We start from the raw sequence: 12,915 nt of genomic DNA, 5'->3' as shown, positions 1-12,915 counted from the left end.
GAAGAGCAGAAGTTATCATGATCGTTACCATGTTAGGAGGTCACATGGAAGATCAGATCCTGGAAAACGGGAATGGTTCCGTTCAGGGCGCTACTTGTGTATAAGAGTCAGGGCCAGACGCCTTGGCACGGCCTCGGCAATATCTTGCCCCCACAACAATCCTTGGAGATCTGGCTTAAAGCTGCCGGAATGGACTGGACCATCGAGCAGAGCGACGTAATGTTTAATGTTGCTTCCGATGCACTACATTTCCGCTCCTATGGTGATAGTAAGGTGCTCTACCGTTCCGATACCCTGGCACCGCTCTCAGTGGTCTCCCAGCGTTATAACGTGGTGCAGCCACACGAGGTGTTGCATTTCTACCATGACCTAGTAGATGCGGGTGGTTTTGAATTGGAAACCGCAGGGTCGCTCAAAGGTGGTCGAAAATTATGGGCGCTGGCTCGTACCGGCCAGGACATGAAACTCAAGGGTGGGGATGTGGTGAAATCTTATTTGCTGTTGGCCACCAGTTGCGATGGAACGCTCTGCACCACGGCGCAATTTACCTCGTTGCGGGTGGTCTGTAATAACACCCTGCAGATGGCGTTACGTAATAGCACTGGCGCAGTCAAAGTCTCTCACTCGACGACATTTGATCCGGCTATTGTCAAAGAGGAATTAGGGTTGGGACTTGCTCATTGGGATGAATTCAAAACCCAGACCAAAGCATTGGCAGCCCGTCCTGTCGCGACAGAAGAGGCACTACGTTTCTTTAGTGACCTGCTGGCTCAACCGCTGGATGCAGATAATCAAATCATCCTTACTCGCCCTGTTCAACAGCTCCACGAACTGTATCAAGGCGCAGGTATGGGCTCGGAGTTAGCCAGTTCCCAGAATACCGCCTGGGGGCTGGTCAATGCGGTGACGGAATATGTGGACCATCATCGCCGTGCTCGCAGTCAGGACTATCGCCTCGATTCCGCCTGGTTCGGTCAGGGTGCTCAGCTAAAGTCTCAGGCCCTCAATCAGGCCCTTACTCTGCTGCAGTAATCCCCGCTCTACCGATTCATCTCATTTACCCGTCATAGACCCAGGGCGGGAGCATACTTTGATTTTGAATGTTTTTTACTCAAAAATGGCGCGCTATATTTCATAACTCAGCAGAAAAAATCATTTTTCTCCGAGATTTTTAACGTCGTACGCCTGATGGACGAAAAACAAACGAAGTATGCTCCCGCCCTGGTCATAGACCCCTACCCAGCCATCAGGCCGGGCGGGAGCATTTATGCCGTCAATCAGGAGTCATGATGAAAGCAAAAGCCAAATACGGTCAGGCCATTCGTTTAGCCTCCACCACCGACCTCTCTCGCGAACAGTGGTTGGCGATCCGCAAGCTGGGGATTGGCTCGTCCGATGCCGCCGTGGCGGTGGGCCTCTCACCCTATAAGTGCCCGCTGTCGCTGTGGCTGGAGAAAACCGGGCGCAAGGAGCCGGACGATATCTCTCAGAAAGAAGCTGTGTTGTGGGGCATCGAGCTCGAACCGGTGTTGGCACAGGTCTATGCCAAGCGCACCGGCTACCGGGTGCGCCGGGTCAATGCGGTACTCCAGCACCCCGAACACACCTTTATGCTCGCCAATCTCGACCGGGAGGTGGTGGGCCACCCCGACGGCCCTGGCATCCTCGAAATCAAGACCGCCAGTTATCACAGTGCCCCGCAGTGGGAGGAAGGCGTGCCGGTCGCCTACCAGTGTCAGGTACTCCATCAACTCGCCGTCACCGGCCATGCCTGGGCAGAGGTGGCAGTGCTCATCGGCGGTCAGGATTTTCGGATTTACCGCATCGAACGCGACGAGGAGAAGATCCGGGATCTCACCGAGCGGGAAGCGCAATTCTGGCATCAGGTCACCCACGACCAGCAGCCCGAGCCTGATGGCTCCGAGGATGCAGGCTCGGCACTGGCCTGGCTATTTCCCCGTGATGATGGGGAGACCGTCGATCTCTCCGATTCGCCCGAGTTCAACCAGTTGTTCGGGGAGTTGCTGCATCTGCGCGAACACAAGGAGGAAGTGGAGCTACGCGAATCGCAGATCAAGCAGCGGCTACAGGCCACGCTGGGAGAGGCTACGGCAGGACTCTTTGCCGACGGCAAGATCACTTGGAAACGCAGCAAGGATCGTCTGGCACCGGACTTGGAACGACTCGGGCAGGATCATCCCGACCTACTCAGCCACTACGTCAAACCAGTGCCCGGCTCACGCCGTTTCACCATTCAAGCAGTTCACGCTGTCAGGAGACACACACCATGATCAAAGGACTGGCGATTACCCCGCCCGTGATTGGGCGGATCTGTATTGGCAAGCTGGTACAGAAAGAGGGGAAATGGGTACCGGAGAAGGACGACAGTTTCACCCTCACCACCCAGGTACAGCAGAAAGGGGGATGGTTGCTCCATCCCTTGCATCAACAGTTCGCTCAAGGGCATGAGCAGGCCAAGATCCGCGCCATTCCGGTACGGGTGCTGTTCAATGACAGCGATCTGAACCTGCGGGCAGAGTACAGCGCCTTTGACCGCCAGACTGGACGGCCGCTCTGTGTCGGCAATGGAGAGGTGGCAAAACGGGTGGGGGCGCAAGGGATGGAGGAAGTCAGTTGCCCCGGTCCGGAGCGCTGTCCCTACGGCCAGCAGCAGGGCTGCAAGTTGTACGGACGACTCAACCTGTTTGTGGAGGGACAGGGGGATGAGCTCGGCAGCTTTATCTTTCGTACCACAGGCTATAACTCGGTACGGACCCTGGCGGCACGCCTCAAGTACTTCGAGGCGGTGAGTGGCGGCCTGACCCGTTATCTGCCGCTGACCTTACGGCTACGGGCCAAGAGCACCACCCAGTCCTACCGTACCCCGGTCTACTACGTGGATTTGACTCTGCGGGACGAGCTGACTCTGACGGAGGCGGTCGGTCAGGCACGGCAGGAAGCGATGCTGGATGAGGAGGCGGGACTGACAATCAGCGAGATGGAAGCGGTGGCGCGAGCCTTGCTGCGTAATGGTCAGTTCGAGGACGTGGATGAAGAAGTGCCAATGCTATTGGAAGAGTTTTACCCTCAGGTGGAGGAAGGGGAACATTCGACAGCCGAACCGGCACCGCAAGCGGAGACCAGACCACAGGGTTCGCGAACTCGGGCATCCCCGTTAACCAACAAATTGGGTAAAGGCGCGGCACAGGCACCCGGTGCGCTCTAACTCAGGATTTGGCCAAACGCTCGACCAATAGCTCAAACGTCTCAAGCAGCAATACCCGGTCGGCACTGTCCAGCCGGGCTAGCTTCTGCCCCAAGACTCAACCCTGCTCGGTTGGGCGCGGATGGGTCGCATACATCTTTTCACACCGACTCCAGGGCACCCACAAGGTGCCCTGTTTCGTTTTTATGCCTGACCACAAGGAGTTAACTTCATGTCTCGATTCACCCCAGGCGATCATCTGGTGACCGCTCGCCTCGGTTATACCCACCACGGCCTCTATGTCGGGGGCGACCTCGTTATCCACTACCAGGGGCCTAATCTCGGCCTACCCGGTGAAATCGTGATGACCTCTCTGGATGCGTTTTCCGATGGTAAGCCGGTCTGGTGCAAATTTTGCCCTGTCAGGCGGTATGACCGAACAGCGAGCCTCAAACGTGCCCGTACACGGCTGGGCGAGCATCGATACGATGTGTTGTTCAGTAACTGTGAACACTTCGTGATGTGGTGCATCCACGGTATCCACCACTCGACACAGGTTAGTCAGGTAGCAACGGCGGTGGCGAAAGCGGCCCTTCGTACTCCACAGACTACTATCATTCCCCCAGCTATGACTGTGTTGAGCCGCGAGCGCACAACGTCTGATTACATAACGCTCGCCACCTCTGCTATCACCCTGACCACCCTCGCGACATCGCCAAGCTGGGTCCCCCTGGCAACCGGCGCATTAGCCGTTCACGCAGTCAGCCGCCTCTGGTCCTGGCTCACCGACTGATCCACTACCGCTACCTCACACTTTCAAGGAACACTACCATGACGATTCCCTTTCACCGGGACGGCTTTGCCCTGCCTGCTTGTCAGGCTTTACTGGCCCTGCTCAGCCAAGAAGCCGAACATACCGATCTCGATCTGGGGCGCTGCACCCAGCTAACCTTCAACTTCCGCAATCCCGGCTACAGTGTCGAACAAGGTGGCGTGCACCCGGTCGAGATCCGCCTGATCCGTGGGCTAGATGGCTGGCTGTTCGATTACGTCACCGACTTCAGCTACCAGGGGCTCGGCCATGATGCCGAGCTCTGCAAGGAGATCGACTTCAACTTCCTCGATGGGGAACACACCATGTTGGGCTGGGGACCGCTGCGGCTGGCCGAAGCGCGGGAATTGTTCGATATCTGGCAAAGCAACTTCATTGCCTACTGCCGGTTGGAATGCTTCAGCGTCACGGTCGCAGGAGATTAGGAGGTCACGATGACCCAAGAATTAGCTCTATCCCACTACTCACGTCAGTGGTTGGGCCTGGTCGCGGCCAAAGCCAAACTGCAGCCGACTCACCAGGGCGAGCGCTGGTTGCTGCATCTGACTCCTGGTAGCCCAAACGCTCGCACCGTTACACTGCACCTGCGCTGGTATGGGGGGCAGTGGCAACTGCTCTCCCTCACCAATGCCGAGGACTGGCGCACCATGAGCCAGCCGATAGATGAAATTTGCGTGGACCCCACTCGTCACTGTTTTTGGCGCAGCCAGGCAGGACCGGTTTCTCTCACCGAGCAACCCCGCGTGCTGGGAAGCTTTCTGAGCGACCTGCAGCGTACCTGCACTAATCACGGTTATCGAGTAGAGAGTGACCCCTTACCCCAAGAGGAGGCACACGATGCCCAAACAACCGATAGCCGTTGAGCTGGAAGCCATCAATCGGGAAGGGGAGACGCAAGTAGTGCGGGACAGCGGCCTGACCGTGCACGGCTACAGCGTCTATCTGCGGGCGATGGAGGCCAGTGGGTTAGGGCTGGCTACTTGGGTAGCTGACTACGACACTATCGGCCCAGCTTACGAACTGGCAGAGCGCTTGAGCCTGGCGCTGGCCGTCCCGCTCACCATGCTGGTCCCCGAATCGCTGATGCCGGTGAAGCGAGAGCCCACAGCTACAACAGGCCCCACCACGGTCAACTGACCCCCCTCAAAGAGAACCAACAACCTTTCTATCTTTGACCCCGACATGCTTCCTGCGTGCCGGGGTTTTGCTTATTTGGAGACCCAATATGCGTTACCACAAACTCAAAGCCGGAGAATGCCCCGGCACTTATGTCGTCACCGAACCGGTGACAGAGCAAGACCTGCTGCGTATCGCCAACCAGATTGCTCGCAAGCGTCTTGCCAAAGGCTCCGCCATCACCAGTACCACAGAGGCCGCTGAGCGGCTGCAGACCCTGCTGCAGGACCGGGAGCACGAAGTGTTTGGTGCACTGTTCCTCGACTCCCAACATCGTGTACTGGCCTTTGAGGAACTGTTTCGCGGCACCTTGGACAGCGCCAGTATCTACCCACGGGAAGTGGTCAAGCGGGCCATACTGCTCAACAGTGGGGCCATCATCGCGGTGCACAATCACCCCAGCGGTGACCCGGAACCCAGTCAATCTGACAGGGTCTTTACCCAGGCCCTCAAAGAAGCCTTGGCGCTGGTCGATGTGCGATTGCTTGACCATCTGGTGGTCGGTGCTGAGGGCTTAGTCTCGATGGCCGAAAGAGGTCAGCTATGAACCAGACCCCAGGCAAAACCCACCTCACCGCCCTCGATATCCTCATCGAGTTGCGCTGTTGGCTGGCAGACAACGTCGAGATGCAGACCGAGCCCGCCATCGTGGCTCACCTGCCTAACGGCTCCCCGCTCACCCAGGCCGATAGTATCGAGGCTATTGATGCGCTGCTGCATCAGCTGCGCCATTAGTCCGTTCCAAAAGAGAAATGAGCGATGCGATTACCTAACCCCTATTCCCTTGAGGAAACCCTGAGCAAGCTGCGCCATCGTCTGGCTACTGCCTGCAACGAGGAGGCGCTGGCATTACTGGAAAAAGCCGTCACCAAGGCGCGTGATGACGAGGGTTATGCCAGGCAGCTTGAAGAGGCCTTGCTGCAGGGATCCACCATCGAGATCCGCGAGTGTCTCAGCTGCTTTGGTGACTACTTTGAGCGATCCCGAGACACGCAGCCCTATTACCCGCATCACGATGCCGTCAACGGCATTGATGGTGCACTCTACGCCATCCTGTTCGATGCGGCTCTCCCTAGCACAGAGCAGGCGCACGAATAACGCCAGCATTCCCAAACCCGGATCATCAGGTCCAACACCAAGATCCGGATATTCCGATCCCCCCAACAAGGCCACCTCACTACAGGTGGCCTTGTGCATTTCAAGGAGTCACCCCATGTCTGCCTTCATGATTGATCGCAAGGACTACCTGGCCTTTGCCGTGCAGTTGCACCGCTTTTGCAATGCCCCCATGCCACCGCACTACACCCTGGAGTTACTGCGATCCCTCTGGTGGCTGCCGCCTGCAGACACGACCAGCACCTGGACGTGGCGGGTAGACCGGCTGGTACGGCTGATGATGCTCGCCAATCGACGGGCGGTCTGGCATCGCTATCAGCTGAGACGTCAGGAACCACGCCAGCCCCGCTCGACCAAGCTGAGTCGGTTTAAACCTGCCCACCGTTACCACCAGGCTCCACTCACCGATAGCGAGCTGGTGGCCCTCTACAAGTTCACCTGCTGCGCCCTGTACCAATCGAGTGAATGGAGCGGGAGCCCTGAGCAGGCTCCTCGGCTTGTGAAGCTGATTCAACAGTTGCAGCAAGCGTTGGCGCAAGACGTGCTGACTCGACTGTCACTGTGGGAACAAGCCCCTTGGGGAGAGATGTAATGGCTCTATCCATCACCCTGACCATAACGAGTTCACCGCCGGACAACACTGCCGTGCTGGCCCAACGTATCGCCGATGACATGGCTCACATGCATCACCGTCTAGGGGATGGGGTGAGCGATGAACTGGGCATCAGTATCAGCTATCTGGTCGAACAATTTGCACTGCTGGCAGCGGCTTACCGCTCACCGGAGGAAAAGGAGAAACACCCATGATTGAGTTCAATGACAGCTTTAGCCAGGCCGCCGTAGCGGAGGCCATGTGTGCTCACTCAGGGCTTGCCAAGCTCATCAGTCAGCAATTGATGCTGCCGGGCTTTGCCTATGCCCACGATGTAGAGGGGCTGCGTATTGGTGGCCCGCTGGTGGCCCCCAACCCGGTGCTGCACAAAACCTCGCTCTTTGTCAGTCCACGGGATATGCGTGAACACCTGCCACGAGAGATTAACTTCGCCCGCTTTCGCTGCGCCTGTAATGCAGCGGGTCAGCCGGTCGGTGAGTGGCAACGGGTAATTGTCGGGGCCTACGTCAACCACGGTAGTAATGACAAGCCGGATTGGAGTAGTCACACCTGAGCCACGGCCACCAGCACACACAAGACCCCATACAGCCCCTCACTCCGAGGGGCTGTATGCATTTGAAGGAAGCCCAACCATGCACGACCTGCGTGATTACAAGACCCTGACCGCTCGGCAGATCACCACTGCCATCGGTCAGCTCAACCACAACACCGCGCCGAAGATAATGACCCACCTGGGATTGCGGGCCAGGCAGCAGCAACCACTCGGTAATGGCCGTAGTAGAGCCAAAGCCCTCAAGCTGCTGCGCCGGGTCAAGAAGGCTCTGAAGGCAGGGCGTATCCCGTTCGAGCTCACCGTGACGGGTTGCCGCATCGACCGGGGTAGCCATCAGGCTGACCGCTACTATTACGACCGAACACTGCTGGCTCAGGGCTGGCAGCAGTACGACACCGAAGAAGATGCGTGGTACTTCGGGGTATGGATTCACACCGAGAAGCTGGAGACCTTTACCTACGCCGAGGGGGATACCAGTCATGTAATTGCACCGAACGTCGAGGCGTTTCGCGCTGAATTGGCACGGCTCTACCAGTACCACCCGCAAGCCCCGGCCTTTATCAGCATCGACCCGCAAGCAGGCGTTGTGACCCGCCACTTTGAACGCAAGCCGGAGGTGTGAGATGGCTAAGAACATCACCATCAAGGTACCCGGCAAGCATCCGCAAACCGGTGAACTCACCACCTTCGAGCTCAAGGGCCTGCGCATTGATATCGACATTGGTGGGCAGGCTGTGCCCTTTCTCATTCACGGGAGGGGCGTCGGTACGTCGCTCACCCATATCCCGAGTGGCTACCGCATTGCGCTGCTCGGCGGTTGGCTCACTGCTCGTTACGCCATACCTGAAAATAAACCCAGCAGAACGGCCTGCGCCCAGATGGCCATAGACCGACTGGTAGCCCAGTACGGTTCGCTGCATCTGCTGGACCGTCTTAATTGCAAGCCGGTTATCAATCAGCTGTAACCCACAGCCCAGACAACAAGGAGCGATGTAATGACCAACACCATCCCTGCAACACCTGACTCACTGGCAGGCCATACGGTGATGCAGATGCTGGATGTCGCCATGAGTTCCATCATCGGCGATTACGATGACGCAGATCTGGTGCCGGAATGGCAATGGGTCAAGCAAAGGGCCTCCCATGAACATGTCGGTGTGAAAGATGACTCCGCCTATGAGTTCACCCTGAACCTGGCCATGGAGCTCGATGCAATCCCGCCAGCACTGCAACCCTTGCTCACTGCCGCCCAGCAAGCTGGTGTGAACTACATCCTGTTTTACAACGGCTAGCCACCGCGACCATCTCATCGCTCATCAACAAACAACATAAAGGGCCAGCCCTCACAGGCTGGCCCTTTGCATCATTGGAGTCAGCGAACATGACCCGTCTTATCACCGGGCTCGAGGTGCATCGATATGCCCCCGAGCTCAACAAGCTGCACCTGCGCAACCGCCAGACGTTACCAGCGCCCGGCATCACCACCATCAGGGAAGCCAAAGCTCGCCTGTTTGGCCGCTGGCAGCCAGGACATCAGGTGACCATCACCGTGAGTCACCCTGACTACGTCAATCTCTCCCGACTCTACCGGGGGCGACTGGCCAGTCTGACAGAACTCCCTGAGCACCTAACCAGACTGCGCCAGCGTCACAACGTGCCCGGCACCATCATCGACATTCAAATGAGGTATCGCTAATCATGACCACGACAACCACCCACACCAATGACGAACACCGACCCGCAGCGCCAGACCAGTCCACCCGGATTTTTGCGCAGTGGGGCTTGCCCCATACCGTGACGCCGCGCTTTGGCGCTCGTCTCATTCAAGAGCATCATCGTCTGCACTTTCTGTCAGATCGGGCATCACTGGTAGGTGAATGGGCAAAGGAGGCAATAGACCAGCTGGAAATTGCCTTTCCTCGCCTCATCAAAGAACTGGAGGGCAAATTGCTGACAGGCGAACTGGATGCCCGACGTCAGCAGCGTATCACTATCCAGCATGGAGGCTTTACCTGCGAAGCCGATACCCTTGGCAGCCACGGCTATGTCTACTTAGTCATTTACCCAGCGACGAACATGGACGCCAATCCTAAGCGCAAGACGTGACCACCAATCCGCTTGTGGTTACATTTTGGCACCTACTCATCCGTGATTAATGGGATAGGTCGTGGGGAAGGCCAATTCATGGCCTTTCCTTTGTTTTTTTTGCCCGCTAACGTGAGACGTTGACCATTTCATCTCTGCAATAACAACGATGCGCAGTGATCACCTTTCGCGTGACATTACGCATAGTGCTGCGGGGTTCATTTGTATAAACTGCCCGCCAGATAATGGATAGACGACTGACGGGCCGGACTTTTTCTCGCCGATGCATCACCTTGGCTGCATCGCCTTCTGTTGACCCACCACCCTGGATAGGTCCCTGCTGCGCCCGCAAGGCTCGGCATGCGCCGTTCCGTCAGTCTGACAACTTGGCCCGCATCCTCACCTTGGCTTTCGCGCAGGTGGGTTGTGATGGCAACACGCATAACCGGAGAACCCCATGACCGACCCCAACGAGCTCAGCCAGGCGCTGCTGGCCGCCGTTCCTGAAGATGGCAGCAGCATCGGCAACCAAGCCTTGATGGAAACCTTGAAAGCCCAATTCAGCGACCTGACCGATGAGGACTTTACCGCCGCACGCGAGGCCCTGCTGGAACAGGGCGTTCTGCGCAAGGGGCGCGGGCGGGGCGGTGCTGTACTCCGGGTGTTGGAAGGCGACGCCGCCGTCGCTGCACCACGCAAAGCGAAAGCCAGTGGCAAGGGCAAGCAGGCCAAGGATGCGCCGCAAGCGACAGGTATCGAGGGGCTGAAGAAGACCCTGTGGGCTGCCGCAGACAAGCTGCGTGCCGACATGGACGCCGCCGAGTACAAGCACATCGTGCTGGGCCTTATCTTCCTCAAGTACATCTCTGACTCCTTCGCCGCCCGTCGCGCCGAGCTGACCCGCCGCTTTGCCGATGAGAGCGACGAGTACTTCCTCTACGACTGTGACGATGAGCTGCTGGCCGAGGAGCTGGAAGATCGCGACTACTACCGTGAGGTGAACGCCTTCTGGGTACCGGAAGGGGCCCGTTGGGAGGGGCTGCGCGCCCATGCAAAGCAGGCCGATATCGGCAAGCGAATTGACGATGCGCTGACCCTGATCGAGCAGGAGAACCCACGGCTCAAGGGCATCCTCGACAAGCGCTACGCCCGTGCCCAGTTGCCCGATGGTAAGCTCGGCGAGCTGGTGGATCTGGTTTCCAAGATTGGCTTTGGCAGTGATGTCGGTGAAGCACGCGACATCCTGGGGCAGGTCTACGAGTACTTCCTTGGCGAGTTTGCCAGTGCAGAGGGCAAGAAGGGGGGCCAGTTCTACACGCCAGCCAGCATAGTCCGGACGCTGGTGGCGGTGCTTGCTCCCCATCATGGTCAGGTCTACGACCCCTGCTGCGGTTCAGGCGGCATGTTCGTGCAGTCGGAGAGGTTTATCGAAGCCCATGGCGGCAAGCTGGGTGATGTCTCCATCTACGGTCAGGAGTCTAACCCGACCACTTGGCTGCTGGCGGCGATGAACCTCGCCATCCAGGGGATGGACTACAACCTCGGGCGCGAAAACGGTGATACCTTCACCCGCAATCAGCACCCTGACTTGCGTGCAGACTTCGTGCTGGCCAACCCGCCGTTCAATATCAGCGACTGGTGGCATGGTAGCCTCGAGGGGGATCCGCGCTGGGTCTACGGTACGCCGCCTGCGGGCAACGCCAACTATGCGTGGCTGCAGCATATGCTCTACCACCTCAAGCCAACTGGTCGTGCCGGTATCGTGCTGGCCAATGGCTCAATGAGTTCCAGCCAGAACAGCGAGGGTGATATTCGCCGTGCCATGGTGGAGGCGGACGTGGTGGAGTGCATGGTGGCCCTGCCGGGGCAGCTCTTCTTCAACACCCAGATCCCCGCCTGCCTCTGGTTCCTCGCCAAGAACAAGACCCGCCGCCAGGGCGAGGTGCTGTTTATCGATGCCCGCAAGCTGGGCACCATGATCAGCCGGGTGCAGTGCGAGCTCGATGAGAGCGCGATTGCCCGTATCGCCGATACCTTCCACGCGTGGAAAGGGGACGGGGAGTGCGAGCAGCCTTACGAAGATGTAGCGGGCTTCTGCCGCAGCGTAACCTTGGCCGAGATTGCTGAGCACGGCCATGTATTGACCCCCGGCCGCTATGTAGGGGCCGAAGAGGTGGAGGAGGACGATGAGGCCTTTGCCGACAAGATGGCGCGCTTGACCAAGCAACTGGGTGGCCAGATGAGCAAGGGAGCCGAGTTGGACCAGTTGATCAAACAGAAGCTGGGGGGGTTGGGATATGTGTTCTGAATGGCCGCTGATACCACTACGTGACTTTGTTGACTTGCTCGCAGGTTTTGCATTCAAGAGTACTGGTTATTCTGATGGCCAAGACGATGTTCGTTTGCTTCGTGGAGATAACATTGCGCCAGGTAGAGTTCGGTGGGATGGGGTAAAGCGATGGTCTCGTGAAAATGCTGTTGGCCTTGAACGGTATGCGCTTGAGCCTGGAGATGTTGTTCTGGCGATGGATCGCCCGTGGATTCCGGCTGGCCTGAAAGTTGCTCAAGTGCAAGCTGCAGATACGCCCAGTTACCTAGTACAACGGGTTGCTCGGATCCGGCCTGCCTCAAGAGAAGATTGCAGCTTCTTGTTCGCATTATTGTCGACTCCTGAATTTGAATCGTACATTCAGAATGTGACGACAGGAACTGCAGTTCCGCATATCAGCGCAAAGCAAATACTCGATTTCGAGTTCAGGCTCCCCCCTGCGTACGTGAGAGCCAAAGTTGGGGAAATCGTTGCTGCGCTCGACGACCGCATCGCTCTGCTGCGCGAGACCAGCGCCACGTTGGAGGCCATCGCACAGGCGTTGTTCAAGTCGTGGTTTGTCGACTTCGACCCGGTTCATGCCCGTACTCGTGAGGAGCAACCGGCAGGTCTGGCCCCCGAGGTCGCAGCCCTGTTCCCCGACAGCTTCGAAGAATCCCCGTTGGGCTTGGTGCCGAGGGGGTGGAGCCTATCCCAATTGAGCGAGGCCTATGAAATCAATCCAACACGAAAGCTGAAGAAAGGGGAGATGGCACCTTATCTGGACATGGCAAGTGTTGCGACGAGTGGGCATACCGTAGCTGGGGTGTCAGACCGCGAGATGGGTTCTGGCACCAAGTTTATCAACGGTGATACCTTGCTGGCACGGATCACGCCTTGCCTTGAGAATGGCAAAACCGCGAATTCAACTCCGAAGTGCAACACCCGCCAAATCAAGCAACCTGTCGTAGTTCATCAAACACGATCTGCGGTTGCCTGAAATCCAAACATTTGCGCGGTCTAAGGT

At 57.8% G+C, this 12,915-nt stretch carries 20 protein-coding genes; all 20 read left to right on the top strand.

All coding sequences use genetic code 11. The features are described from left to right. Window positions 1–72: 72 nt before the first annotated feature. The 20 genes from PG883_RS20470 to PG883_RS20375 all read left to right on the top strand — a co-directional run bounded on the left by PG883_RS20470 (window position 73) and on the right by PG883_RS20375 (window position 12,888). Window positions 73–1,032, top strand: a complete 960-nt coding sequence (locus tag PG883_RS20470; RefSeq protein ID WP_270807909.1) for a DUF932 domain-containing protein — start codon at window positions 73–75, stop codon at window positions 1,030–1,032. 257 nt (window positions 1,033–1,289) lie between these two features. After that, entirely contained in the window at window positions 1,290–2,291 is a 1,002-nt protein-coding gene (locus tag PG883_RS20465; protein WP_333563562.1) for a YqaJ viral recombinase family nuclease, read from the top strand. Continuing rightward, window positions 2,288–3,226, top strand: coding sequence for a recombination directionality factor (locus PG883_RS20460; protein ID WP_113070554.1), 939 nt, complete (start codon window positions 2,288–2,290; stop codon window positions 3,224–3,226). The genes PG883_RS20465 and PG883_RS20460 overlap by 4 nt, the downstream gene beginning before the upstream one ends. 211 nt (window positions 3,227–3,437) lie before the next feature. Beyond that, window positions 3,438–3,998: a lecithin retinol acyltransferase family protein gene (locus PG883_RS20455; protein WP_029303605.1), complete on the top strand. Its 561-nt coding sequence runs from the start codon at window positions 3,438–3,440 to the stop codon at window positions 3,996–3,998. Window positions 3,999–4,036: 38 nt separating this feature from the next. Then, window positions 4,037–4,462, top strand: a complete 426-nt coding sequence (locus tag PG883_RS20450) for a DUF2787 domain-containing protein (protein WP_103859009.1) — start codon at window positions 4,037–4,039, stop codon at window positions 4,460–4,462. 9 nt (window positions 4,463–4,471) lie between these two features. After that, window positions 4,472–4,900: a hypothetical protein gene (locus PG883_RS20445; protein WP_270807905.1), complete on the top strand. Its 429-nt coding sequence runs from the start codon at window positions 4,472–4,474 to the stop codon at window positions 4,898–4,900. Next, entirely contained in the window at window positions 4,875–5,174 is a 300-nt protein-coding gene (locus PG883_RS20440; protein ID WP_265458800.1) for a hypothetical protein, read from the top strand. The genes PG883_RS20445 and PG883_RS20440 overlap by 26 nt, the downstream gene beginning before the upstream one ends. An 88-nt stretch (window positions 5,175–5,262) precedes the next feature. Next, window positions 5,263–5,760, top strand: coding sequence for a RadC family protein (gene radC, locus PG883_RS20435; RefSeq protein ID WP_042045083.1), 498 nt, complete (start codon window positions 5,263–5,265; stop codon window positions 5,758–5,760). Further along, entirely contained in the window at window positions 5,757–5,948 is a 192-nt protein-coding gene (locus tag PG883_RS20430) for a hypothetical protein (protein WP_029303518.1), read from the top strand. The genes radC and PG883_RS20430 overlap by 4 nt, the downstream gene beginning before the upstream one ends. Window positions 5,949–5,972: 24 nt before the next feature. Beyond that, on the top strand, window positions 5,973–6,311 hold the full coding sequence (locus PG883_RS20425; RefSeq protein ID WP_270807903.1) for a hypothetical protein: 339 nt from the start codon (window positions 5,973–5,975) through the stop codon (window positions 6,309–6,311). A 115-nt stretch (window positions 6,312–6,426) separates the two neighbouring features. Next, a complete protein-coding gene (locus tag PG883_RS20420; RefSeq protein ID WP_234690470.1) occupies window positions 6,427–6,921 on the top strand; it encodes a hypothetical protein in 495 nt (164 codons plus the stop codon). Further along, window positions 6,921–7,136, top strand: coding sequence for a hypothetical protein (locus PG883_RS20415; RefSeq protein ID WP_234690469.1), 216 nt, complete (start codon window positions 6,921–6,923; stop codon window positions 7,134–7,136). The genes PG883_RS20420 and PG883_RS20415 overlap by 1 nt, the downstream gene beginning before the upstream one ends. Next, complete coding sequence (locus PG883_RS20410; protein WP_270807901.1) at window positions 7,133–7,495, top strand: hypothetical protein; 363 nt, start codon at window positions 7,133–7,135, stop codon at window positions 7,493–7,495. The genes PG883_RS20415 and PG883_RS20410 overlap by 4 nt, the downstream gene beginning before the upstream one ends. Window positions 7,496–7,574: 79 nt before the next feature. Further along, window positions 7,575–8,117 (top strand): hypothetical protein, encoded by a 543-nt coding sequence (locus tag PG883_RS20405; RefSeq protein ID WP_270807899.1) that lies wholly within the window; start codon window positions 7,575–7,577, stop codon window positions 8,115–8,117. A gap of 1 nt (window position 8,118) precedes the next feature. Then, the gene (locus PG883_RS20400; protein WP_270807897.1) at window positions 8,119–8,460 is read left to right on the top strand and encodes a hypothetical protein; all 342 of its coding nucleotides are present in this window, start codon (window positions 8,119–8,121) and stop codon (window positions 8,458–8,460) included. Window positions 8,461–8,490: 30 nt separating this feature from the next. Further along, on the top strand, window positions 8,491–8,787 hold the full coding sequence (locus tag PG883_RS20395; RefSeq protein ID WP_270807895.1) for a hypothetical protein: 297 nt from the start codon (window positions 8,491–8,493) through the stop codon (window positions 8,785–8,787). A gap of 89 nt (window positions 8,788–8,876) precedes the next feature. Beyond that, entirely contained in the window at window positions 8,877–9,191 is a 315-nt protein-coding gene (locus PG883_RS20390) for a hypothetical protein (protein ID WP_068982303.1), read from the top strand. Window positions 9,192–9,193: 2 nt separating this feature from the next. Then, a complete protein-coding gene (locus tag PG883_RS20385) occupies window positions 9,194–9,601 on the top strand; it encodes a type IV toxin-antitoxin system YeeU family antitoxin (protein ID WP_029303594.1) in 408 nt (135 codons plus the stop codon). 436 nt (window positions 9,602–10,037) lie between these two features. Further along, on the top strand, window positions 10,038–11,888 hold the full coding sequence (locus tag PG883_RS20380; RefSeq protein WP_270807893.1) for a class I SAM-dependent DNA methyltransferase: 1,851 nt from the start codon (window positions 10,038–10,040) through the stop codon (window positions 11,886–11,888). Further along, window positions 11,878–12,888 (top strand): restriction endonuclease subunit S, encoded by a 1,011-nt coding sequence (locus PG883_RS20375; protein ID WP_270807891.1) that lies wholly within the window; start codon window positions 11,878–11,880, stop codon window positions 12,886–12,888. Before PG883_RS20380 ends, PG883_RS20375 begins: the two co-directional genes overlap by 11 nt. Window positions 12,889–12,915: the final 27 nt, after the last annotated feature.

Origin of the sequence: Aeromonas sp. QDB25, assembly GCF_027707725.1 — a bacterium.
Lineage (GTDB): Bacteria > Pseudomonadota > Gammaproteobacteria > Enterobacterales > Aeromonadaceae > Aeromonas > Aeromonas caviae.
The sequence above is the reverse complement of the archived record's forward strand: the minus strand, read 5'-3'. Positions and strand labels throughout refer to the sequence as shown.